This is a genomic window from Jannaschia seohaensis, from assembly GCF_900116765.1.
Taxonomy (GTDB): Bacteria; Pseudomonadota; Alphaproteobacteria; order Rhodobacterales; family Rhodobacteraceae; genus Jannaschia; species Jannaschia seohaensis.
Genome location: NZ_UETC01000001.1, coordinates 113,463 through 135,848, shown reverse-complemented (window position 1 = coordinate 135,848; position 22,386 = coordinate 113,463). Strand labels below are relative to the sequence as shown.

Below are 22,386 nucleotides of genomic sequence, written 5' to 3'. Positions count from 1 at the left end.
TCCATCTGTCTAGGTAGATTGACATATGCGGGTGGGTCCGCGACAATGTGTCAAAGGGTGAGTCCATGAGGCCGCCCGAAAAGTGGGGAGAGACCGTGCAAACGCAGGCGATCATCATGTCCGGACCGGGGGCCATTTCCCTCGATGCGCTCGGGCTGACCGATCCAGCGGCGGGTTCGGTCGTTGTCGACATCCGGCAATCCGCCATTTCCACCGGGACGGAGCGGCTGCTCTGGTCCGGCGAGATGCCCCCCTTTCCCGGCATGGGCTATCCGCTCGTCCCCGGCTACGAGGCCGTGGGCGAGGTGGTCGAGGCCCATGAAACCAATGCCTTGCGTCCCGGTGATCGCGTCTTCGTGCCCGGGGCCGACTGTTATACCGGCGCGCGCGGCCTGTTTGGCGCGGCCTCGTCCCGCGTGGTCACGCCCGCCGAGCGTCTGGTCAAGATCGACCCGGCCCATGGGGCGGAGGGCGCGCTTCTGGCGCTGGCCGCGACGGCGCGCCATGCCATCGTCGGTCTGCGCACGGACCTCCCCGAACTGATCGTGGGTCATGGCGCCTTCGGCCGCCTGTTGGCCCGGCTGACCGTGGCCGCCGGTGGGTCTCCCACTGTGTGGGAGGTCGAGCCGGCCCGCCGCGGCGGCGCCGAGGGGTATGACGTGATCGACCCCGCCACCGATGAGCGGCGCGACTATGCCACCATCTACGACGCCTCGGGCAACGCCGCGCTGCTCGACGATCTGGTCGGGCGCCTGGCCAAGGGCGGCGAGATCGTGCTGGCGGGCTTTTACCCCAAGCCCGTCGCCTTCGCCTATCCGCCGGCCTTCATGCGCGAGGCCCGGTTCCGCATCAGCGCCGAATGGACCCGCGACGACCTCGTCGCCACCCGCGACTTGGTGGAGGACGGGCTGCTCAGCCTCCACGGCCTCATCACCCATACGCGACCCGCGCGCGACGCGGCCGAGGCCTATGCCCAGGCCTTCGACGCGCCCGACTGTCTCAAGATGATCCTCGATTGGGAGCACACCGCATGAGCCTCGATGTCCCCAACCTGAAGGACTTCTCCGCGCGACTCCGCGACGAGGCCTCCGAGGATCTGGCTGACGTGATCCCGACCGAGGCCACCAAGAAGACCCAGATCATCGCGATCTACGGCAAGGGCGGCATCGGCAAGTCCTTCACCCTCGCCAATCTCAGCCACATGATGGCCGAGCAGGGCAAGCGCGTGCTGTTGATCGGCTGCGACCCGAAATCGGACACGACCAGCCTGCTTTTCGGCGGCAAGGCCTGCCCAACGATCATCGAGACCTCGACCCGCAAGAAGCTCGCGGGCGAGGAAGTCGCCATCGGCGATGTCTGCTTCAAGCGGGGCGGCGTCTTCGCCATGGAGCTCGGCGGGCCCGAGGTCGGCCGCGGCTGCGGCGGGCGCGGCATCATCCACGGCTTCGAGCTGCTCGAAAAGCTGGGCTTCCATGACTGGGATTTCGACTACGTCCTGCTCGACTTCCTGGGCGACGTGGTTTGCGGCGGCTTCGGCCTCCCGATCGCGCGCGACATGGCGCAGAAGGTGATCCTGGTCGGCTCCAACGACCTGCAATCCCTGTATGTTGCCAACAATGTCTGCTCGGCGGTGGAGTATTTCCGCAAGCTGGGCGGCAATGTCGGTGTCGCGGGCCTCGTCGTGAACAAGGATGACGGCTCGGGCGAGGCGCAGGCCTTCGCCGCGGCGGCGGGCATCCCGGTTCTGGCCTCGATCCCGCAGGATGACGACCTGCGCAAGAAGTCCGCCAACTACCAGATCGTCGGCACCGAAGCCTCGCAATGGGGCGGCCTGTTCGCGGCCCTGGGCGAGAACGTCGCCGCTGCGCCGCCGGTGCGTCCGGCGCCGCTGGACCAGGACGGGCTGCTGGCCCTGTTCGACGGCTCCGAGACCGGCGCGGGCGTCGTGTTGCAGCCTGCGACCGATGCCGACATGCGCGGCAAGAACTACGAACCCAAGCCGTCGCTGGAGGTCGTCTACGACGATGCCTGACGACGGACGCCATATCGCCAAAGAGGGTGGCTGCACCTCGTCCGAGACGATGGAGCAGGCGGCGCGGGAGGCCGGTCAAGGCGATCTGCTCGACCGCTTCAAGGCGGACTATCCCGTCGGCCCCCACGACAAGCCGCAAAGCATGTGCCCCGCCTTCGGCTCGCTCCGCGTCGGTCTGCGGATGAAACGGGTGGCGACCGTACTCAGCGGCTCCGCCTGCTGCGTCTACGGCCTCTCCTTCGTCAGCCACTTTTACGGCGCGCGCCGCTCGGTCGGCTACGTGCCCTTCGACAGCGAGACGCTGGTCACCGGCAAGCTCTTCGAGGACATCCGCGAGGCCGTTCACAAGCTGGCCGATCCGGCGAAGCTGGACGCGATCGTCGTGACAAATCTCTGCGTGCCGACCGCCAGCGGCGTGCCGCTGCGGCTTCTGCCCGACGAGATCGACGGGGTGCGGATCATCGGCATCGACGTGCCGGGCTTCGGCATCCCGACCCATGCGGAGGCGAAGGATGTCCTCGCCGCCGCCATGCTTTCCTATGCCCGCAAGGAAGCGGCGGCCGGCCCCGTGCCCGCCCCGCAAGGCGGGCGGGAAGATCGTCCGACAGTGACGCTGTTGGGCGAAATGTTTCCAGCCGATCCCTTGGGGTTGGCTGGAATGCTCGCGCCACTCGGTCTGGCGGCAGGTCCGGTCGTTCCCTGCCGTGAGTGGCGCGAGTTCTATTCTGCGTTGGATTGCGGCGCTGTCGCCGCGATCCACCCGTTCTACACCGCCTCCGTGCGGGAGTTTCAGGCGGCCGGACGCCCGATCCTCCCTTCGGCGCCTGTCGGCGTCGACGGAACCGCGGCGTGGCTCGCCTCAGTCGGCGATGCGTTCGGGATTTCGGCGGCGAAAATCGCCGAGGCGCAGAACCAGTTTTTGCCCGCGATTCGCGGGGCGCTCTCAGGCGCTCGGGTCGATGGGACGATCACCGTATCGGGCTATGAGGGCTCCGAGCTTCTGGTCGCGCGGTTGCTGATCGAAAGCGGGGCCGACGTGCCATATGTCGGCACGGCCTGCCCCAAGACGCCTTGGTCCGCTCCGGATCGCGAGTGGCTGGAGGCGCGGGGCGTCACTGTCAAATTCCGCGCTTCGCTGGAGGACGACCTCGCCGTGGTCGAGGGCCTGCGCCCCGACCTGGCCATCGGCACGACGCCCGTGGTCCAGAAGGCGAAGGAGCTGGGCATCCCGTCGCTCTACTTCACCAACCTCATCTCGGCGCGGCCGCTGATGGGACCCGCAGGGGCCGGATCGCTCCAGCAGGTGGTGACGGCGGCGATGGGCAATCGCGACCGCATGGCGAAGATGCGCGGCTTCTTCGAGGGCGTCGGTCACGGAGATACGGCGGGCGTCTGGGAAGGCGATCCGAACCTTCGGCCCGACTTTCGGGCGATGCAGCAAAAGAAACTCGAGAAGAAGGCGCGGGCCGAGAAGGCCGCGCAGATGATCTGATGGGGGCGCACGCGGCATATGGCAGGACCGGGGCTCTGCCCCGGACCCCGAGGTATTTCGGGCAAGATGAGAGTGCGATCCCATGCTGATCCAGGATCACGACAGGGCCGGAGGCTATTGGGGCGCGGTCTATGCGTTCTGCGCCGTGAAGGGTTTGCAGGTTGTGATCGACGGGCCTGTGGGGTGCGAGAACCTGCCTGTCACATCCGTGCTGCATTATACCGACGCGCTGCCGCCCCATGAGCTGCCGATCGTGACGACCGGTTTGGGTGAGGAGGAGTTGGGCCGCGACGGCACCGAGGGCGCGATGAAACGGGCCTGGGGCACGCTGGATCCGGCCCTGCCCGCAGTGGTCGTCACCGGCTCCATCGCCGAGATGATCGGCGGCGGCGTCACGCCCGAGGGCACCAATATCCAGCGCTTCCTGCCGCGCACCATCGACGAGGATCAGTGGCAGGCCGCCGACCGGGCCATGACCTGGATCTTCACCGAGTTCGGGATGACCAAGGGCCGGATGCCGAAGGAGGCCAAGCGCCCCGAGGGCGCCAAGCCCCGCGTGAACATCCTCGGCCCGATGTACGGCACCTTCAACATGGCCTCGGATCTCCATGAGATCCGCCGGCTGGTCGAAGGGATCGGGGCCGAGATCAACATGGTCATGCCGCTGGGCAGTCACCTGGCCGAGATGCGCAACCTGGTGAACGCCGACGTCAATGTCGTCATGTACCGGGAGTTCGGGCGCGGCCTGGCCGAGGTACTGGACAAGCCCTATCTGCAAGCGCCCATCGGGGTGGAGTCGACGACCCTCTTCCTGCGCAAGCTGGGCGAGCTGACCGGGCTCGACCCCGAGCCCTTCATCGAGACCGAGAAGCATTCGACGCTGAAGCCGGTCTGGGATCTCTGGCGCTCCGTCACGCAGGATTTCTTCGCCACGGCCAGTTTCGGGATCGTCGCGAACGAGACCTATGCCCGCGGCGTGCGGAAGTATCTCGAGGACGATCTGGGCCTGCCCTGCGCCTTCGCGACCGCGCGGGTGGCGGGCAAGAAGTCCGACAACGACAAGGTGCGCGCCGACATCCACGGCAAGCGGCCGCTGGTGCTGATGGGGTCGATCAACGAGAAGATGTATCTTGCCGAGATGGCCGGCGGGCACGGCCCGAAGCCCGCCTTCATTCCCGCGAGCTTTCCGGGCGCGGCGATCCGGCGGGCCACGGGCACGCCCTTCATGGGCTATGCCGGCGCGACCTATCTCTTGCAGGAGATCTGCAACGGCCTCTTCGACGCGCTGTTTCACATCCTGCCGCTGGGCAGCGAGATGGATGCCGCTGAGGCGACGCCCACGCCGCTCAAACGCGACTTCCCGTGGGAGCCCGAGGCGCAAGCTCTGCTCGACCGGATCGTTGCGGAGTTTCCCGTGCTCACGCGCATCTCCGCCGCCAAGACGCTCCGCGACGACGCGGAGCGGGCGGCGCTTAAGGCAGGCGCGTCGCGTGTCGATCGTGACACCGTCGCGCGTCTCGCCCCCTCATCCGACGCCAAGGAGGACAGCCATGTCTGACATGACATCGAATACCCCAATGCCGCGTGCGCGAAAGGCACCCGGCTGGGAATACAAGGCCTATTTCGTGCCGGTCTTCGCGTTGTCGCTGCCTCTGGCGGCGCTGCGCGCGGGCGGTGCGATCCTGACCTCCGATCCGACCCCGCGGCCGGGCATCCTGACCGATGCCGTCCGCCGCGCGCGGGACGTGACGACCACGATCTGCTCGATCTGAGCGGACCCGGGCGCCCCCTCGGGGACGCCTTCCAGATACCCCGGCACGTCAGACACGCCGGGGGACCAATAGGCTCCCTCTCCCGTGGCCGGGCGGTGGGGAGCGACCGGTTCCGTCCCCTCCCAGGGGGGACGGACGGCCGGCGTCGCAATGAGGCGGCGCCGGGGCCCGGCCGCAGGGTGTGCGGCGTCAGTCCTTAAGGAGTTCTCCAATGGCTGACAGAACCGACCTGTCCTTCACAGGTCTGACCGACGAGCAGGCCCAGGAACTGCACGCGGTGTATTTGAGCGGGCTCTGGCTGTTTTCGGCAGTCGCCGTCGTGGCCCACCTGCTCACCTACATCGTGTTCCCCTGGTTCGCGTTCTGAAGGGGATAGATTATGAGCAAGTTCTACAAGATCTGGCTGGTCTTCGACCCCCGCAGGGTCTTCGTGGCGCAGGGGGTTTTCCTCTTCCTGCTCGCGGCGATGATCCATCTCGTGCTGCTGTCCTATGACGGCTACAACTGGTTCGAGCTGAGCCAGGCGGCCCGTCTCGCAGGCGAGTGACCCACCCCGGATCGCGGGCGGGTCCGCCCGCCCGCGATCCAACTCCCAAGATAACCGACGGCTCGCGCGGCTCGATCCTCGCGCCCGAAGACCGTCCCGAAAGCGCGGAGGCTGCCAATGGCATTGCTCAGCTTCGAGAGAAAATACCGCGTCCGTGGCGGGACGCTTATCGGGGGCGACTTGTTCGACTTCTGGGTGGGGCCATTCTATGTCGGCTTCTTCGGTGTATCGGGCGCGTTCTTCGCCCTGCTCGGCACCATCCTCATATTCATCGGCGCGTCCTGGCAGGGTGTCTTCAATCCCTGGCTGATCAACATCGCGCCGCCCGATCTGAGCGTCGGCCTCGGCATGGCGCCGCTGCGGGAAGGCGGGCTGTGGCAGATCATCACGTTCTGCGCGGTGGGCGCCTTTGTCAGCTGGGCGCTGCGGGAAGTCGAGATCTGCCGCAAGCTTGGCATGGGCTATCACGTGCCCTTCGCCTTCAGCTTCGCGATCTTCGCCTTCGTCACCCTCAACGTCTTCCGCCCCTTCTTCATGGGCGCCTGGGGGCATGCCTTCCCTTACGGGATCTTCTCCCATCTCGATTGGGTGTCGAATACGGGCTACGCCTATCTGCACTTCCACTACAACCCGGCGCATATGCTGGCGGTGACGCTGTTCTTCACCACCACCTTCGCGCTCGCGCTGCACGGGGCGCTGATCCTGTCCGCCGCCAATCCCGAAAAGGGCGAGGAGGCCAAGACCCCGGATCACGAGGACACGTTCTTCCGCGACTTCATCGGCTACTCGATCGGGACGCTGGGCATCCACCGCCTGGGCTTCCTCTTGGCCATCAATGCGGGCTTCTGGTCCGCGGTCTGCATCATCATCAGCGGTCCGGTTTGGACCAAGGGCTGGCCGGAATGGTGGAACTGGTGGCTGACGCTGCCGATCTGGCCCGCGACGGGAGGATTGTGATATGAGCTGGTGGCCTGAATATCAGAACATCTTCACCCAGGTGCAGGTCCAGGGCGCGCCCGAGATGGGCATGGACAACGCCAACGAGATGCACCGCGAGCGCACCAAGAGCGCGTCCTTCTCGACCTTGTTCGGCCTGATCGGCAACGCCCAGCTCGGGCCGATCTATCTGGGCTTCTTCGGGGTGATCTCGCTGATCACCGGGACGTTGTGGCTCAACATCATCGGCTTCAACTTCCTCGCGCAGGTGGGCTGGTCGATCCCGGAGTTCATCCGGCAGCTGTTCTGGCTGTCGCTCGACCCGCCTTCGCCTGAATACGGGCTGACGATGCCGCCGCTCAAGGACGGGGGCTGGTACATCATCTCCAGCTTCTTCCTGCTGGTCTCGGTGATGTCCTGGTGGGCGCGCTCCTACTTCCTGGCGCAGCAGCACGGGATGGGGAAGCATGTCGCCTGGGCGTTCCTCGCCGCGATCTGGCTCTTCCTGGTGCTGGGTCTCTTCCGGCCCATCCTGATGGGCTCCTGGTCCGAGGCGGTGCCCTATGGCATCTTCGCGCACCTGGATTGGACGACGGCCTTCTCGATCCGCTACGGTAACCTTTACTACAACCCGTTCCACGCGCTCTCGATCGTGTTCCTCTATGGCTCGGTCCTGCTGTTTGCGATGCATGGCGGCACGATCCTGGCGGTCACCCGCTATGGCGGCGACCGGGAGTTGGAGCAGATCTACGACCGCGGCACCGCGTCTGAGCGCGCAGGCCTGTTCTGGCGCTGGACCATGGGCTTCAACGCCACGATGGAAGGCATCCATCGCTGGGCCTGGTGGTTCGCGGTGCTGACCCCGATCACCGGCGGAATCGGCATCCTGCTCACCGGGACGGTCGTCGACAACTGGTTCATCTGGGCGCAAGAGCACCACTTCGCCCCCACCTATCTCGAGCCCTATGGCTACGAGTTCTATGTCCCGGAGGCGAACTGATGTTTCCCAAATGGTTCAATGACTGGAACTCCGAGAACCCGACCAACATCTACGGTCCGGCGATCCTGATCGGGGCTCTGGGCGGCGCAGTGGTCCTGGCAACGCTGGTAGTGAGCTGGGGGAACCCGTTCAACGACGAGTTCAACCAGACCGGCCCTCGTGGGACGGGGATGCAGATCCCCTCCATCGCGACCATGACGGCGGATCCCACTCTGGAGGAGTACTACTCCGAGCCGCCCTATCCCCGTGAAGAAGGGGAACCGCTGGCCTCGGAGATCTACGAGAACGTCCAGGTTCTGGGCGGCGTCTCGGAGGGGAACTTCAACCGGCTGATGAACGCGATGACACTCTGGGTCGCCCCCGATCAGGGCTGTGCCTATTGTCACGCTGGCGCGGATGAGGGGGACTACGCCGATGACAGCCTTTACACCAAGATCGTCGCCCGGCGGATGATCCAGATGACGCAGTGGATCAACGAGGAGTGGGGCGCGCACGTCAACTACAACGCGGAGGTCGGGGTAAACTGCTACACCTGCCACCGCGGCGAGAATGTGCCGTCCGAGATCTGGTTCCGGATCGACCCGGTGACCGAGGCGACCGAGGGCTGGGCGGCGGTGCAGAACCGCGCGACCGTTCAGTCTCAGTTCACCTCGCTGCCGTCGGACGCGCTCTATCGCTATCTCTACGAGGACAACATCATCGTGGTGCACGACCTCGAGAGCCGCGTCGCCGGCACGCCTGGGCAGGGGGACTATGCCTCTATCCAGGATGCCGAGCGGACCTACTCGCTGATGAACTACTTCGCCAATTCGCTGGGCGTGAACTGCGTGTTCTGCCACAACAGCCGTGCCTTCTACGATGGGGCGCAGTTCACCCCGCAATGGGGGGCCGCATCGCTGGCCATCGAGATGGTGCGGGGAATGAACAACGAGTTCCTTGAGCCGTTGGGTCCGGAATATCCGGAGCATCGCCTGGGCCCGGTCTATGCCGATGCCCCCAAGGCGGCCTGCAAGACCTGTCACAAAGGCTACAACAAGCCGATGCAGGGCTTGAACATGGCCGCGGACTGGCCGGAGCTCGCCTCGACAGAGCCGCCCGTCTACGAGTGACAGTCGGACGACGGCGAGATGGCGCGCGCCCCCGTGGGGGCGCGCGTCGTCGTTTTGGGAGCTCCTGCACGGGCTGAAAGGGGAGGAGGGGGCTCTGCCCCCACGCCTTCGGCGCCCCCCGGAGTATTTCCGGCCAGAAGAAGGGAGCGGCGGACCGCCCCGGGCCGCGCGGTGATTGTCCGCGGACCGACGGGTCGGGCGGGGGTGGTGGCCAAGCAGGAAGATTGCAGCCTTGCCGCCGCATGAAGGAAAGGGCGACCGGCTTTCGGTCGGCGCCGCTCGGTGAGCGCGCCCCGCCGCCCTGCGGTCAGGCGCGGTTCAGGACGCCGAAGATCGAGTCCATATGCTCGGTCATGTAGATGCGGAGCCAGGGCGTGAAGCGCCCGGGATGGCGCCGAATCTCGGCGGCGAGGTCGTAGAGATCGACCCAGCGGGTCGCATCGACTTCGTCCGGATGGGGCGTCACGGACAGGGAGGCAGGGGCGTCGGCGGTGAATACGTCGACGACCTCATGCTCGATCAGCCCGCCGCCCACATCCGCACGATATTCGAGCGTCCCGCGGGGGCGCATGCGCAAACCCGTGATCCCCAGCTCTTCTTCCAGGCGACGGCTGGCGCAGGCCGCCGTAGCCTCCCCCCAATGCGGATGGGTGCAGCAGGTATTCGCCCAGAGTCCGGGCGTATGGTATTTGGACAAGGCCCGCCGCTGGATCAGCACGCGAGAGCCCTCCATCACGAACACCGAGACGGCCGGATGCCGCAGTCCGCGCTCATGGACTTCGAGCTTGTCGACCGGCACCAGTTTGCCGTCGACCCAGGCAGGGATGAGGCTGCTCATGCCCGCCCCGTGGCCGGGACGATCCCTGCGAGATGGGCGAGGTTCTTGATGCCGATCTTGATATGCGCCATGGGCCGAGCCTTTACGAGTTCCTTGTTCATATAGGCCTCGAAGGTCAGCCGTTGCACGTCGACATCGTGACACAGGGTCACGAACCGCTCCCGCCGCTCGTCGGACTTGTAATAGGCGTCCTGCATGGCGCCGAGGATGCGGAAGACGGCCTTGTGGTCCTTCATGAAAAGCTTGCGCGCGGATTGGAGATGGGCGGCCTTGCCGGTGGTGAGAACCTTCTCGCAGGCGACGGCGGCGACGCGGCCTCCGACCATGGCGTAGAAGATCCCCTCACCCGAGCTGGGCGCGACGACGCCCGCGGCGTCTCCGGCGAGCACGAGGTCCTTGCCATTGTCCCAGCGGTCGAGCGGGCGGAGCGGGATCGGCGCGCCCTCGCGCCGGATCGTGGGGCAGTCGGTGAGGCCGCTGGCCGCGCGCAGAGCCGCGGTGGCCGCTTTCAGGTCGACGCCGTCGCGGCCCGTGCCCATGCCGACGCTGGCCGACTTCCCATGTGGGAACACCCAGCCGTAGAAATCGGGACTGATCGCCCCGTCATAGACCACGTCGCAGCGGGCGGGATCGTAGGAGCCGACCGCCGCCGGCGCTTCGATGATCTCGTGATAGGCGATCACATAGGGGATCTCGCGCCCGCCGGGCACTTCGCTGCGGGCCACCGCCGAACGGGCCCCGTCGGCCCCGATCACGAGGCGGCAGTCGAGCCGCCGCTCCTCCCCGCTGGCCTTGTCGCGGTAGACGACAGTGGCGACATTGCCCGCCCGTTCGATGCGCAGATAGGTGCCGGTCAGGCGCACCGCCCCGGCCTCGGCCGCACGGACGCGCAGGAACTCATCGAAATGTTCGCGGTCGACCATGCCGACATAGCCGTCCTCGATGGGGATATCGACGCGGCGTCCGGTGGGGGAGATCATCCGCGCGGTGTTGATGCGCGCCACGAGCTGATCGTCGGGGATCTCGAAATCGCGGATCAGACGGGGGGGCACGGCGCCGCCGCAGGGCTTGATGCGCCCCGCCCGGTCGATCAGTGCGACGGAGCGGCCAAGCCGCGCCAAGTCCGCGGCGGCGGTGGCGCCCGAGGGGCCGCCCCCGATGACGACGACGTCGAAGGTCTGGGGCATGGTCACTCTCCGGGGATGGCGGTTGGGGCGGCGGGCGCGGAGCCCAGGACGCGGGCCGCCATCAGAGCGGCGCCGAGGAAGAGCAGAGCCTCCAGCACGAAGAGCGTGCCATAGGCGGTGGGGTCGGGCAGCACCGTGCGGAGCAGGTCCAGCGTTGCGGTGGCGGCGACCACGGCGAGGCCAGCGGCGATGGCTTGCGCCGCGCCGAAGACGCCCATCGTCGTGCCCTCCGCCGAGGCGCGGGAGGCGGCGAGGCGCATCATCGACCCGATGGCGCCGACGACGAACAAGCCATTCCCGAGGCCCAGGGTCAGCGTGGCCGGCACCAGAGGCGCCCCGGCGCCGAGCGCTACCAGCCCCAGGGCCGAGACGACGCAGCCGGTCATGGCCCAGGCGCGCAAGGTCCCGATACGGAAATGGGCGAGGCCCCCGGCGGCCAGCATGCCGAGCAGGGCGGCGCCGTCCTTGGCGCCGGACAGGGTCGTCGATTTGTCGGGCGGCAGCCCATGGACATGACCCGTGAAGGGCTCGAAGATCAGCTCCGACAGGTGGAAGGCCAGGATCGACAGGAAGACGAAGCCGGTGAAGCGCCGCGCGCTCGAATCGGCCCAGACGGCGCGGAGCGCGGCCCTGAGCGGCACCGAGGCGGGCGGGGCGGCGCTGGGCCGGTCGTCCATCCTCCAGGTTGCGAGGACCGTCAGCCCGAAGGCCACCAGCGCGGCGGCCCCGACCACGAGCACGAGCCGGGCGGGGGAATAGGGCTCCAGCGCGAGGCCCACGCCGACCGAGGCCAGGATCGCCCCCGCGATCAGCATCAACCAGGCCAGGGTTGCCGCCGCGCCGCGCTTGTCGTCCGGGGCGGCGGTGGCCAGCAGCGCCAGGAAGGAGGTGCCCGCGGCGCCGATCCCTAGACCGATCGCCGTATAGGCAGCCAGCCATACGGCCAGAGCGGCCCCGGTCGGCAGGCCCACGGCCCAGGCCGCCGCCACGACGCCCGCGCCCAGCACCGCCATGCCCGACAGAATCACCGGCACGCGCGCCCCAGTCCGGTCGGAACGGTGGCCCCAGGCGGGCCGGGTGATCTGCACGGCATAATGCAGCGCGACCAGCAGCCCCGGCAGAAGCGCCGGCAAAGCCAGCTCCACGGTCATCAGCCGGTTGAAGAGGTTGAGCGGCAGCGCCGCCATCCCGCCGATCGCGGCGTTGACAAGGCAGAGCCGCGCGATGCCGCCCCAGCCCATCACAGACCCCTCAGCGCGACGGCGGCGACCATCATGCCGGTTACCGAAAGCAGGACGCCGGTGCCGTTGAACCAGGGCGCGAACCGCTCCGGGTCGCGTAGGAGACGGCGCATTGCCGCGAGTTGCAGCGCGATCAGCCCGCCGACGATCAAGGCATGGACCGGCCGGTCCCAGGACCAGAGCAGCGCGACGACGACGACCTGTGGCAGCGCCATGACCCAGCAGGCGACCCGGGCCGCGCGGGCGGGCCCCAGCGTCACCGGCAGGGAGGCCAAGCCATGCTGGCGGTCCCCCTCCAACGCTTTGAAGTCGTTGAATGTCATGATGCCATGCGCCCCGAGTCCATAGAGCAGGGCGACCGCGACGATCCGTATGTCCGGCGCGCCGGCGGCCAGAACGGCGGCGCCGGTGATCCAGGGCAGGGTTTCATAGCTCAGCCCGACCAGGCCCGGCCCCCACCAGCCCGAGCGCTTGGCGCGCACCGGCTCGGCGGAATAGGCCCAGGCGGCGATGACCGCCAGCACGGTGGCGCCGAATCCCCAGGGGCCCAGCAGCCCGCCGAGGGCCAGGGCCAGCACGGTCATGGCGAGCGCGACCCAGAGGCCCCAGCGGCCCGGCACGCGCCCCGAGGGGATCGGGCGGTCGGGTTCGTTGACGGCGTCGACATGACGGTCGCACCAATCGTTGGCCGCTTGGCTCATCCCGCAGACGACCGGCCCCGCCAGAACGACGCCCAGCACCACAAGCCCTGGCGCCGACCAGGGCGAGACGCCGGAGGACACCACGCCGCACAGATAGGCCCACATCGGCGGAAACCATGTGATCGGCTTGATGAGACGCAACAGCGCCGCCGGATCGGGCCAGCGGCGGGTTGAGGGAATATCATGGGCGACGGTCATGGACGTATGATAGATCATACACCCCATGTGTCACAACAGGTTTACACCATATGCGGCGTCACGTCTCGTCGCGCTGCAAGAGGCCGTATTTGCGCAGCTTGACGTAGAGGCTCTGGCGGCTGAGGCCGAGCATCTCGGCGGCGGCGACGCGATTGTTGTCGGTCAGCTCGATGGCGGTCTCGATGCACTGCTTCTCGATGACATCGGTCATCGAGGCGACGATGTCGCGCAACGGTGCGGATCCGACCAGCATCTGAACGCGCGACGCATCCGCGCCGAGGCCGTTCAGGCCGTCGGACGGCGCGGCCTCGCCGTCGAGCGCGGCGCTGCGGGAGCTTTCGCGGAAGACATAGCCATGTCCGGCGCCGATCGGGCCCGCACAGGTCACCTCCACCGGCAAATGGGAGCCGAACCGCGTCACCAGCCGTGTGGCCAGGGGCATGGCCTGTCCGCCATCATGCAGCACCTTGAGGTCGACCCCGCCCCGAACCAGCAACTCGCTCAGGGTGCGGCCCCGCAGTTCGGTCAGCGAATCGATCTCCATCATCGTCAGGAAGCTGTCATTGGCGCGCTGGATTCGGCCTTCGCCATCGGTGAGGACGATGGCTTCGCGCGCGCCGTCGAAAAGCGCCTCCAGCGCGACATCTTCCGCCTGCGCCGGAGTGTTGGCCCTCTCGATTCGGCACAGCAAGACGCGGTCTCCGGCGTTTCGGAACAAGACCGGGCGCAGCGTCACCTCGCGTCCGTCGCGCAGGCTGGCGACGACATGTCCCCGCTCCTCGCCCGAGGCGCGGCTCAGCGCGTCCATGAATTCCGACCGGCGGCGGCCCGTGAACTCCTGGGTGAAGGCGCCTCCGGTCAGCGTGCCCCGGTCGGAGCCGAGCAACCGGGCGGCCGCGTCGCTCACATCCAACATCCGGCCCGATGCGGCCTCCACCAGAACGACCGCCTCGCGGGTCGCTTCCAGCAGGACGCGGTAGCGCGTCTCGTAGATCCGCTGCTGCTCGTAGTCCTTTTCGATGGCGATCTGCGCGCGCACCAGGCGCTGCTGCAACTCGGCTAGGGGCCGGAGATCGCGGCCCAGCATCAGAACGCGGCCGTCGCGCCCGGTCAGATGGGTGGTGTAGCGCACCGGAAAGTCCCAGGCCGCGCCGTCGACATGGTTGACCTCGATGGCGGTCGGCCGCTCCTCCCCGCGGATGGTCGCGGCGATCTGCCGCGTGACCTTGGCGGTGCTGTCGGCCGAGAGGAAATCGGTGATCGGCCGCCCCTCCCAATGATCGATCCGGCCGATCGCGGAATTGAGCGGGTTCGTGGTGAACGAGATGATGGTCCCACCCTCGCCCACCACGAGGGCGATATCGGCGGCGGTGGCGACAATCTCGCCGAAATGCTCGGGCGCGATGCGGGGGCCGGACCGTTCGTTCCAGAAGTCGCTTTCGCGCGTGTTCATGCAGACTGTCCCATTCGTGGCGCGTTGCGCGAAACTCCCCCTTCACGCATCGACATCGGCTTGGTGAAGAGCCTTACTACCTAGTGCGAGATCGCAAAAGCTCAACGCTTCCGCTAGGTCGTTCGTTGCAAGATCTGCGCCGCTCAAACGACACAGGGCGCTGTCCGCCTCCATCGCCGGACCACCGACGACGATGGGTAAGACGCGTTGCAACTGGTGGCGCAGCGCCCCGATCAGCGGGCGCAGCTTTGCCGCCGACCGATGGCTTCCGACGCTGATCAGGACGCCCGACGGGCCTGTCCGCGCGATCAGGGCCAGCATCTGCCGCGCTGGAAGTCCAGAGACGAGTCGCGTCGGCATGCCCATCCGCCGGAGCCGTGATGCCGCTAGGCTCGGCGGCAAGCCGTGCTGTTCCCAAGGCGGGACGATCATGACGAGCGCGTCCGCCTGCACCGGCAAAACGAAGCGACCCAGCTGGCGGACGGCGTCCTGAAGGCGGGTCGCCGCGATCGTGACGTCCACGAAGGACAGCCGATCGGTGTTCCACCCCTCCTCCAGCAGCGCGGCCACCCGAGGGAAGATCGCCCCGAGCAGGGTCTCGCCCAGGCGCGCATTCGCCTCGCCGGCCGCCAGCAGTGTGCGTCGAGGGGTCTCGTCGGGATGCAGAAAGATCCGCTCGGCCATGGGCGTGAAGGCGTCGATCAGCGTCGGGTCGGCTCCCGCCCTGCCCATCAGATCTGCGAAGCGATCCGCCTGCTGCGTCAGGACCGAAGCGGCGACGGCCTCGGGCAGGGACTGAATCGCGAGTCTGGTCTTGCTCATCGGTGGCTACCTCGTCGAGCGCGCGCGCGCCCTCACAAAACCTCTCGACACGGGTTCTGTCAAACCAAGGTGACAGAATTCTCGCGACCCCACGTCTCGCAAGGTCGACAGTATGTGGAAGTGAGTGTAAGTTCAAGTTGACAATTTACGCGTCATTCCGATGATACGTTTTGAGGGAGACTCGAGAACCGTGACCGCTTCGCGCCTGACATCCACGCCGTCCCGGCTCTATTCGCCGGAGGAGCGCGCCCGCCGCGACGCGACGCGTTGGACGCTGGTCCAGGGCATCCTCGCGCCGGTTCAGTTCGTGGTCTTCCTGGTCTCCCTCGGGCTTGTCGCCCGCTTCCTGCTGACCGGCGAGGGCTATGCGGTCGCGACCGCTTCGATTGTCGTCAAGACTTTGGTTTTGCTCACGATCATGATCACTGGCTCGATCTGGGAGAAGGTCGTATTCGGTCATTGGCTCTTCGCGCCGGCCTTCTTCTGGGAGGATGTCGTGAGCTTCGGCGTCATCGCGCTTCATCTTTCCTATGTCGCGATGATCCTCTGGGGCGGCTTCTCTCCGGTGGCCGAAATGGCCTGCGCCTTGGCCGCCTATGCGGCCTACCTGGTCAACGCCGTCCAATTCATCTGGAAGCTGCGCATGGCGCGGTTGGAAGGGGCGCCAGCATGAACGATGCGACTCCGTTCGGCTGCCAATCAGCCCCAGTTCTGCGGGAGCGCGGCCAGCACGAGGTGTTCTGCGGCCTCACGGGAATCGTCTGGCTGCACCGCAAGATGCAGGATGCTTTCTTCCTCGTGGTCGGCTCCCGCACCTGCGCGCATCTGCTGCAATCGGCCGCGGGCGTGATGATCTTCGCCGAGCCCCGCTTCGGCACCGCGATCCTGGAGGAGGGCGATCTGGCCGGCCTCAAGGACGCCAATGATGAGCTCGACCGGGAGGTCGCGCGGCTGCTCACCAGGCGGCCTGACATCCGGCAGCTCTTCCTCGTGGGCTCCTGCCCCTCCGAAGTCATCAAGCTGGACCTCGCCCGCGCGGCGGAGCGGCTGACCCAGGTCCACGCCCCCCATGTCCGGGTGTTGAACTATTCCGGCAGCGGGATCGAGACGACCTTCACCCAGGGCGAGGATGCATGTCTCGCCGCCATGGTGCCGGGCCTGCCTTCGACCGATGCTGCCAACCTCCTCCTGGTCGGCGCGCTGCCTGACGTCGTCGAGGATCAGGCCCGCACCCTCCTGGCGGGGCTTGGTATCGATCACGTCCAGGTCCTCCCCGGTCGCCGCGCCGATCAGGATCCCGCGGTCGGGCCAAATACGCGATACGCCCTGCTCCAGCCGTTTCTGGGGGACACGGCGGCGGCCCTGGACGGGCGCGGCGCGACCCGAATCGCGGCGCCGTTCCCCTTCGGAGAAGAGGGGACGACCGCTTGGCTGCGCGCGGTGGCGGAGGCGTTCGGCATCGACGAGGCCACCTTCGCCCGTGTCACCGATGCGCCCCGCGCCCGCGCCCGCCGGGCCGTGGCCGCCGCCGCCGAGACGCTGGCGGGCAAGCGCATCACCTTCCTTCCCGACAGCCAACTCGAACTGCCTCTCGCCCGCTTTCTGTCCCGCGAATGCGGGATGGAGCCGGTGGAGATCGGTACGCCCTACCTGCATGCCGGATTGATGGGGCCGGAGCTGGCCCTGTTGCCCCAAGGCGCCCGGCTCTCCGAGGGCCAGGACGTGGATCGTCAGCTGGACCGCGTGCGCGCCGACCGACCGGATCTGACGGTCTGTGGCATGGGCCTCGCCAATCCCCTCGAATCCGAGGGGCTGACGACGAAATGGGCCATCGAGCTGGTCTTCACCCCCGTCCATTTCTACGAACAGGCCGGCGATCTCGCCGCGCTCTTCGCCCGGCCGCTACGCCGCAAGCGGATCCTGACCGACCCGGCCCCCCTTCTTCTGGCCGAAAATACTCCGGGGGTGCGGGGGCTGGCCCCCGCTTCCGCCCGCGAATGAAGCTCACGGTCTGGACATATGAGGGCCCGCCGCATGTCGGCGCCATGCGCGTGGCCACCGGCATGGAGGGGTTGCACTACGTCCTGCACGCGCCCCAGGGCGACACCTATGCCGATCTGCTTTTCACCATGATCGAGCGGCGCGGCAAGCGCCCGCCGGTCACCTACACCACCTTCCAGGCCCGCGATCTGGGCGCCGATACCGCGACGCTGTTCCGCGACGCCTGCCTCGCCGCCTATGAGCGGTTCAAGCCCGAGGCGCTGATCGTCGGGGCCTCCTGCACCGCCGAGCTGATCCAGGACGACCCCGGCGGGCTGGCCGAGCGGCTGGGCCTGCCTGTCCCCGTCATCGCTCTGGAATTGCCCAGCTATTCCCGCAAGGAGCTGTTCGGTACCGACGAGACCTTCTACCAGCTCGCCCGGAGGCTCGCGACGCCCTGCGCGCGGACGCCCGAGGTCAGCTGCAACATCCTGGGGCCCACCGGCCTGGGCTTCCGCCACCGCGACGATGTCGTTGAGGTGACCAAGCTTCTCGACGCGATGGGGATCGCCGTGAACGTGGTCGCGCCGATGGGGGCGCGCCCCTCGGACCTCACCCGCCTGGGCGCCGCCCATTTCAACGTGCTGCTCTATCCCGAGCACGGCGAAGCGGCCGCCCGCTGGCTGGAGCGCGAGCACGGCCAGCCCTACACCAGGACCATCCCCATCGGCACCCGCGCCACCCGCGCCTTCGTCGCCGAGGTGGCCGAGATGGCCGGCGTCGCGCCGCGACTCGATACCGGCGACCTGCGCCAGCCCTGGTGGAGCGCGTCGGTCGACAGCACCTACCTGACCGGCAAGCGCGTCTTCGTCTTCGGCGACGCGACCCATGCGATGGCGGCTGCCAAGGTGGCCCGCGACGAGATGGGCTTCGAGGTCTGCGGGCTGGGCTGCTACAACCGCGAATTCGCGCGTCCCGTCCGTGCCTTGGCCCGCGATATGGGCGTCGAGGCCACGATCACCGACGACTATCTGGAGGTCGAGCGCGCCATCGCCGCCGCCGCGCCCGAGATGATCCTCGGCACCCAGATGGAGCGCCATATCGGGAAGCGTCTGGGCATCCCCTGCGCGGTGATCTCCGCGCCGGTCCATGTCCAGGACTTTCCCGCGCGTCATTCGCCGCAGATGGGAGTCGAAGGCGCGAACGTGCTGTTCGACACCTGGGTGCATCCGTTGGTGATGGGGCTGGAGGAGCATCTCTTGACGATGTTCCGCGAGGATTTCGAGTTCTCCGACGCCGCCGGCCCTTCGCATCATGGCGGCCACGCGCCCGGCGGAGAGGCTGGGGGGCCAGCCCCCCAGACCCCCCGGGATATTTCCGCAGGGAAGAAGGAAGAGAACGCGCTCGATATCGTCTGGCACGCCCTGGCCGAGAAGGAGTTGCGCAAGATCCCGTTCTTCGTGCGCGGCAAGGCGCGGCGCAACACCGAGAGTTTTGCCGCCGAACGGGGTGTGGCAGAAATCACCGTCGAGACGCTCTATGAAGCGAAGGCCCACTATGCGCGGTGACGGGCCTCTCCCCTATCGCATCGTCATCGTGACGATGGATGCGCATGCGGCGGGCCCCGTCGATCGGGTCGGGTTACGGCTGGCGGCCGAGTTCCCTGGGCTGACGGTCGAGGTCCATGCCGCCGCCGCCTGGTCGGAGACGCCCGGCGCGCTGGAGGCGGCGCGGGCCGCCGTCGACACCGCCGATATCGTGATTTGCGGCCTGCTCTTCATCGACGAGCATGTCCGCGCGATCCTGCCCAACCTGCTGGCCCGCCGCGACCGTTGCGACGCGATGGTCGGCATGGTTTCGGACCCGGCCGTCGTGAAGGCGACGCGGATGGGCGAGTTGGACATGGCTGCGCCGTCTTCGGCCGCTGTCGAGCTGCTCAAGCGGCTGCGCGGGTCGAAGGCGCCCTCGGGCTCGTCGGGCGAGAAGCAGATGCGGATGCTGCGCCGCCTGCCCAAGCTGCTGCGCTACATCCCCGGCAAGGCGCAGGACCTGCGAGCCTGGTTCCTGTGCATGCAATATTGGCTGGGCGGGTCGGACGACAATTTCGAGGGGCTGCTGCGGCATCTCATCGGCCGTTACGGCCGGTTCGAGACGCGGGCCGCCGCTCCCATCGCCTATCCGGAGGTCGGGCTCTACCATCCCGACCTCGCGAACCGCATCACGACGGAGGCCAGCGACTTGCCCGGCGGGACCGGGCCGGCGGTCGGGCTGTTGCTGATGCGCTCTTATGTTCTGGCGGGGGACACGGCCCATTACGACGCGGTGATCCGCGCGTTCGAGGCCCGGGGGATTCGCGTGCTGCCCGCCTTCGCGGGCGGGCTCGACATGCGGCCGGCCATCGCCGCCTATCTCGACGGGGGCCGGATCGATGCGCTGGTCTCGCTGTCGGGTTTCAGCTTGGTGGGCGGGCCCGCCTATAACGATTCGCCCGCCGCGGTGGAGACGCTCGTGGGGCTCGACATGCCCTATCTCGCCGCCCATCCGTTGGAATTCCAGACGCTGGGTCAATGGGCGGGGGCGCGGCAGGGGCTGGGTCCGGTCGAGACGACCATGCTGATCGCCTTGCCGGAGATCGACGGCGCGACTTGTCCGACGGTCTTTGCCGGGCGCCATGGCGCGGAGGGCTGTCATGGCTGCGCCCGCATGTGCCGCGGCGCCGGAACGCGGGAGTTGGCGCCCTGCCCGGAGCGGGTTGAAGCATTGGTGGCCAAGGCCGCGCGCCTCGCGGCGCTGCGTCGCTCGCGTGCCGCGGACCGGAAGGTCGCCATTGTCCTGTTCAACTTCCCGCCCAATGCCGGGCGGTCCGGCTCCGCGGCCTATCTGGCCGTTTGGGAGAGCCTGCTGAATACCTTGCGCCGCCTCGCGGCCGAGGGGCACGACGTGGAGGTGCCGCCTTCGGTCGAGGCGCTGCGCGCGGCCGTGCTGGAGGGCAACGCCGCCATTCATGGCCAGGACGCCAATGTCGCCGCGCATGTCGCGGCCGACCGGCTGGTCGCGGAGGATCCCTATCTGGCCGAGACCGAGGCCGCCTGGGGGCCCGCGCCGGGCCGCGCCCAGTCCGACGGGCGCGGGGTCTTCGTGCTGGGCGCGCGGTTCGGCAATGTCTTCGTCGGGCTCCAGCCCGCCTTCGGGTACGAGGGCGATCCGATGCGGTTGCTCTTCGAGAAGGGCTTTGCGCCGACCCATGCGTTCGGGGCCTTCTACCGCTGGCTGCGGGACGATTTCGGCACCGACGCGGTGCTGCATTTCGGGATGCATGGCGCGTTGGAGTTCATGCCGGGCCGACAGGCCGGGATGGGGCCGGGCGACTGGCCCGACCGGCTGATCGGCGACCTGCCCAACGTCTATCTCTATGCGTCCAACAACCCATCCGAGGCGTCGCTAGCCAAGCGCCGCTCCAACGCGGTGACGGTGACCCATGTGACCCCGCCGCTGCTGGCATCGGGGCTCTACAAGGGGTTGCAAGCGCTCAAGGATTCCGTGGATCGCTGGCGCGGGGGCGACCGTTCCGAGGCGCTGGCCGATCTGATCGCCGATCAGGCGGCGGCGGTCGATATGGACGGCGCCGACCCGGATGCGCTGTGGCTGACGCTGCTGGAGACCGAGGCGGCGCTCATCCCCGATGGGCTGCACGTGGTTGGCGGGGATCTGAGCGATGCGCAGATGGCGGCCTATCTCGGGCATCAGGCTGCGGACGCGCGGGCAAGCGCGGAAGAGGCGCTGCGCAGCTCCGCTGAGCTCGACGGGCTGATGCGGGCGCTCTCGGGGCGCTTCGTCGCGCCCGTGCCGGGCGGCGACCTGATCCGCTCGCCCGAGGTGCTGCCGGCGGGCCGCAACATCCACGCCTTCGACCCATTCCGGATGCCCACGGCTTATGCGTTGGCCGATGGGGCGCGGCAGGCCGACCTGTTGATCGAGACCCATGCCGAGATGCCGCGTTCCGTCGCGCTGGTGCTTTGGGGGTCGGACAACATCAAGTCCGACGGCGTGCCCATCGGGCAGGCGCTGGCGCTGCTGGGGGCGCGGCCGCGCTTCGATCATTACGGGCGGCTCGCCGGGGCGGAGCTGATCCCGCTGGCCGAACTGGGTCGGCCGCGGATCGACGTGGTGATGACGCTCTCGGGCATCTTCCGCGATCTGCTGCCCTTGCAGACGCGCCTGTTGGCCGAGGCCGCCTGGCTGGCCGCCACAGCCGACGAACCCGAGACGCAGAATTTCGTCCGCGCCCATGCCCTTGCCTATGCGGCGAAAGTCGGCTGCGACCTGGAGACGGCGGCGCTGCGCGTGTTCTCGAATGCCGAGGGCGCCTATGGCTCCAACGTCAACCAGCTCGTCGATAGCGGCGCCTGGGAGGATGAGGGCGAGTTGGCCGATGCCTTCGAGGCGCGCAAATCCTTCGCCTATGGCCGCGATGGCAAGGCCGCGCGGCAGGCCGAGGTGATGCAGGCCGCGCTCTCGGACGTGGACCTCGCCTATCAGAACCTGGAATCGGTCGAGCTGGGCGTGACCACGGTCGACCATTACTTCGACACGCTGGGCGGCATCAGCCGCGCGGTGAAGCGGGCCAAGGGCAGCGAGGCGCCGGTCTATATCGGCGACCAGACCACCGGCGCGGCCAAGGTGCGCACCCTGGCCGATCAGGTCGCGCTCGAGACCCGCTCCCGCAGCCTCAACCCCCGCTGGTTCGAGGGGCTGCTCAAGCACGGGTCCGAGGGCGTCTCGATGATCGAGGCGCAGGTGACCAACACGCTGGGCTGGTCGGCGACGACCGGCTCGGTGGAGCCCTGGGTCTATGCCCGGCTCAGCGAGACATTCGTTCTGGACGAGGAGATGCGCCGCCGCCTGGCGGAGCTGAACCCCAAGGCCAGCGCGCGCATGGCGAACCGGCTGCTGGAGGCGGGCGACCGCGACTTCTGGCAGCCCGACGCCGAGACATTGGCAGCCCTGCAGAACGCCGCCGACGAGCTGGAAGACCGGCTCGAAGGCATCGTCGGCATGGCGGCGGAATAGGAGGCGAG

Annotated in this window: 20 protein-coding genes; 14 read left to right on the top strand and 6 right to left on the bottom strand. The window is 68.0% G+C overall.

What is annotated here, in order from left to right; all coding sequences use genetic code 11:
* Positions 1-95 precede the first annotated feature (95 nt).
* From bchC to pufC, 10 genes are all read left to right on the top strand, one after another.
* Positions 96-1,034: a chlorophyll synthesis pathway protein BchC gene (gene bchC / locus DTQ71_RS00655; protein ID WP_109562370.1), complete on the top strand. Its 939-nt coding sequence runs from the start codon at positions 96-98 to the stop codon at positions 1,032-1,034.
* Positions 1,031-2,032 (top strand): chlorophyllide a reductase iron protein subunit X, encoded by a 1,002-nt coding sequence (locus DTQ71_RS00650; protein WP_109562369.1) that lies wholly within the window; start codon positions 1,031-1,033, stop codon positions 2,030-2,032. The genes bchC and DTQ71_RS00650 overlap by 4 nt, the downstream gene beginning before the upstream one ends.
* Positions 2,025-3,524 (top strand): chlorophyllide a reductase subunit Y, encoded by a 1,500-nt coding sequence (gene bchY / locus DTQ71_RS00645; protein WP_109562368.1) that lies wholly within the window; start codon positions 2,025-2,027, stop codon positions 3,522-3,524. The genes DTQ71_RS00650 and bchY overlap by 8 nt, the downstream gene beginning before the upstream one ends.
* 82 nt (positions 3,525-3,606) lie before the next feature.
* A complete protein-coding gene (gene bchZ / locus DTQ71_RS00640) occupies positions 3,607-5,082 on the top strand; it encodes a chlorophyllide a reductase subunit Z (RefSeq protein ID WP_109562367.1) in 1,476 nt (491 codons plus the stop codon).
* Positions 5,075-5,296 carry a cytochrome PufQ gene (gene pufQ, locus DTQ71_RS00635; RefSeq protein WP_109562366.1) on the top strand — a complete coding sequence of 74 codons (222 nt, stop codon included), beginning with the start codon at positions 5,075-5,077 and terminating at the stop codon, positions 5,294-5,296. The genes bchZ and pufQ overlap by 8 nt, the downstream gene beginning before the upstream one ends.
* Positions 5,297-5,507: 211 nt before the next feature.
* Positions 5,508-5,663: a light-harvesting antenna LH1, beta subunit gene (gene pufB, locus DTQ71_RS00630; RefSeq protein WP_109562365.1), complete on the top strand. Its 156-nt coding sequence runs from the start codon at positions 5,508-5,510 to the stop codon at positions 5,661-5,663.
* 12 nt (positions 5,664-5,675) lie between these two features.
* Positions 5,676-5,843, top strand: a complete 168-nt coding sequence (gene pufA, locus DTQ71_RS00625) for a light-harvesting antenna LH1, alpha subunit (protein ID WP_109562364.1) — start codon at positions 5,676-5,678, stop codon at positions 5,841-5,843.
* Positions 5,844-5,960: 117 nt separating this feature from the next.
* On the top strand, positions 5,961-6,800 hold the full coding sequence (gene pufL / locus DTQ71_RS00620; RefSeq protein ID WP_109562363.1) for a photosynthetic reaction center subunit L: 840 nt from the start codon (positions 5,961-5,963) through the stop codon (positions 6,798-6,800).
* Position 6,801: 1 nt separating this feature from the next.
* Positions 6,802-7,779 (top strand): photosynthetic reaction center subunit M, encoded by a 978-nt coding sequence (gene pufM, locus DTQ71_RS00615; protein WP_109562362.1) that lies wholly within the window; start codon positions 6,802-6,804, stop codon positions 7,777-7,779.
* Complete coding sequence (gene pufC, locus DTQ71_RS00610; protein ID WP_109562361.1) at positions 7,779-8,888, top strand: photosynthetic reaction center cytochrome PufC; 1,110 nt, start codon at positions 7,779-7,781, stop codon at positions 8,886-8,888. The genes pufM and pufC overlap by 1 nt, the downstream gene beginning before the upstream one ends.
* Before the next feature lie 307 nt (positions 8,889-9,195).
* Here the strand turns inward: pufC and idi are convergent, their stop codons facing one another.
* From idi to DTQ71_RS00580, 6 genes are read right to left on the bottom strand one after another with little or no spacing between them, the layout of a single operon-like run.
* Positions 9,196-9,726, bottom strand: a complete 531-nt coding sequence (gene idi, locus DTQ71_RS00605) for an isopentenyl-diphosphate Delta-isomerase (protein ID WP_109562360.1) — start codon at positions 9,724-9,726, stop codon at positions 9,196-9,198.
* Positions 9,723-10,913, bottom strand: coding sequence for a geranylgeranyl diphosphate reductase (locus DTQ71_RS00600; RefSeq protein WP_109562359.1), 1,191 nt, complete (start codon positions 10,911-10,913; stop codon positions 9,723-9,725). The genes idi and DTQ71_RS00600 overlap by 4 nt, the downstream gene beginning before the upstream one ends.
* Positions 10,914-10,915: 2 nt before the next feature.
* Positions 10,916-12,154 carry an MFS transporter gene (locus DTQ71_RS00595; protein WP_109562358.1) on the bottom strand — a complete coding sequence of 413 codons (1,239 nt, stop codon included), beginning with the start codon at positions 12,152-12,154 and terminating at the stop codon, positions 10,916-10,918.
* Positions 12,154-13,053 carry a chlorophyll synthase ChlG gene (gene chlG / locus DTQ71_RS00590; protein WP_109563092.1) on the bottom strand — a complete coding sequence of 300 codons (900 nt, stop codon included), beginning with the start codon at positions 13,051-13,053 and terminating at the stop codon, positions 12,154-12,156. Before chlG ends, DTQ71_RS00595 begins: the two co-directional genes overlap by 1 nt.
* Before the next feature lie 58 nt (positions 13,054-13,111).
* Positions 13,112-14,506, bottom strand: coding sequence for a transcriptional regulator PpsR (gene ppsR / locus DTQ71_RS00585; RefSeq protein WP_109562357.1), 1,395 nt, complete (start codon positions 14,504-14,506; stop codon positions 13,112-13,114).
* A 42-nt stretch (positions 14,507-14,548) separates the two neighbouring features.
* Positions 14,549-15,328: a hypothetical protein gene (locus DTQ71_RS00580; RefSeq protein WP_109562356.1), complete on the bottom strand. Its 780-nt coding sequence runs from the start codon at positions 15,326-15,328 to the stop codon at positions 14,549-14,551.
* 160 nt (positions 15,329-15,488) lie between these two features.
* Between DTQ71_RS00580 and bchF the strand changes: the two genes are divergently transcribed.
* From bchF to DTQ71_RS00560, 4 genes are read left to right on the top strand one after another with little or no spacing between them, the layout of a single operon-like run.
* On the top strand, positions 15,489-16,001 hold the full coding sequence (gene bchF, locus DTQ71_RS00575; protein WP_109562355.1) for a 2-vinyl bacteriochlorophyllide hydratase: 513 nt from the start codon (positions 15,489-15,491) through the stop codon (positions 15,999-16,001).
* Positions 15,998-17,329 carry a ferredoxin:protochlorophyllide reductase (ATP-dependent) subunit N gene (locus DTQ71_RS00570; protein ID WP_109562354.1) on the top strand — a complete coding sequence of 444 codons (1,332 nt, stop codon included), beginning with the start codon at positions 15,998-16,000 and terminating at the stop codon, positions 17,327-17,329. The genes bchF and DTQ71_RS00570 overlap by 4 nt, the downstream gene beginning before the upstream one ends.
* Positions 17,326-18,876: a ferredoxin:protochlorophyllide reductase (ATP-dependent) subunit B gene (bchB, locus tag DTQ71_RS00565; RefSeq protein WP_109562353.1), complete on the top strand. Its 1,551-nt coding sequence runs from the start codon at positions 17,326-17,328 to the stop codon at positions 18,874-18,876. The genes DTQ71_RS00570 and bchB overlap by 4 nt, the downstream gene beginning before the upstream one ends.
* Complete coding sequence (locus DTQ71_RS00560; protein WP_109562352.1) at positions 18,866-22,378, top strand: cobaltochelatase subunit CobN; 3,513 nt, start codon at positions 18,866-18,868, stop codon at positions 22,376-22,378. The genes bchB and DTQ71_RS00560 overlap by 11 nt, the downstream gene beginning before the upstream one ends.
* The last annotated feature ends 8 nt before the right edge of the window (positions 22,379-22,386 follow it).

Bases quoted from the DNA above. Each gene is read 5' to 3' on its own strand.
- DTQ71_RS00650 (WP_109562369.1), top strand. From the start codon at position 1,031: ATGAGCCTCGATGTCCCCAACCTGAAGGACTTCTCCGCGCGACTCCGC.
- bchY (WP_109562368.1), top strand. From the start codon at position 2,025: ATGCCTGACGACGGACGCCATATCGCCAAAGAGGGTGGCTGCACCTCG.
- bchZ (WP_109562367.1), top strand. From the start codon at position 3,607: ATGCTGATCCAGGATCACGACAGGGCCGGAGGCTATTGGGGCGCGGTC.
- pufQ (WP_109562366.1), top strand. From the start codon at position 5,075: ATGTCTGACATGACATCGAATACCCCAATGCCGCGTGCGCGAAAGGCA.
- pufB (WP_109562365.1), top strand. From the start codon at position 5,508: ATGGCTGACAGAACCGACCTGTCCTTCACAGGTCTGACCGACGAGCAG.
- pufA (WP_109562364.1), top strand. From the start codon at position 5,676: ATGAGCAAGTTCTACAAGATCTGGCTGGTCTTCGACCCCCGCAGGGTC.
- pufL (WP_109562363.1), top strand. From the start codon at position 5,961: ATGGCATTGCTCAGCTTCGAGAGAAAATACCGCGTCCGTGGCGGGACG.
- pufM (WP_109562362.1), top strand. From the start codon at position 6,802: ATGAGCTGGTGGCCTGAATATCAGAACATCTTCACCCAGGTGCAGGTC.
- pufC (WP_109562361.1), top strand. From the start codon at position 7,779: ATGTTTCCCAAATGGTTCAATGACTGGAACTCCGAGAACCCGACCAAC.
- idi (WP_109562360.1), bottom strand. From the start codon at position 9,726: ATGAGCAGCCTCATCCCTGCCTGGGTCGACGGCAAACTGGTGCCGGTC.
- DTQ71_RS00600 (WP_109562359.1), bottom strand. From the start codon at position 10,913: ATGCCCCAGACCTTCGACGTCGTCGTCATCGGGGGCGGCCCCTCGGGC.
- DTQ71_RS00595 (WP_109562358.1), bottom strand. From the start codon at position 12,154: ATGGGCTGGGGCGGCATCGCGCGGCTCTGCCTTGTCAACGCCGCGATC.
- chlG (WP_109563092.1), bottom strand. From the start codon at position 13,053: ATGACCGTCGCCCATGATATTCCCTCAACCCGCCGCTGGCCCGATCCG.
- ppsR (WP_109562357.1), bottom strand. From the start codon at position 14,506: ATGAACACGCGCGAAAGCGACTTCTGGAACGAACGGTCCGGCCCCCGC.
- DTQ71_RS00580 (WP_109562356.1), bottom strand. From the start codon at position 15,328: ATGAGCAAGACCAGACTCGCGATTCAGTCCCTGCCCGAGGCCGTCGCC.
- bchF (WP_109562355.1), top strand. From the start codon at position 15,489: ATGATACGTTTTGAGGGAGACTCGAGAACCGTGACCGCTTCGCGCCTG.
- DTQ71_RS00570 (WP_109562354.1), top strand. From the start codon at position 15,998: ATGAACGATGCGACTCCGTTCGGCTGCCAATCAGCCCCAGTTCTGCGG.
- bchB (WP_109562353.1), top strand. From the start codon at position 17,326: ATGAAGCTCACGGTCTGGACATATGAGGGCCCGCCGCATGTCGGCGCC.
- DTQ71_RS00560 (WP_109562352.1), top strand. From the start codon at position 18,866: ATGCGCGGTGACGGGCCTCTCCCCTATCGCATCGTCATCGTGACGATG.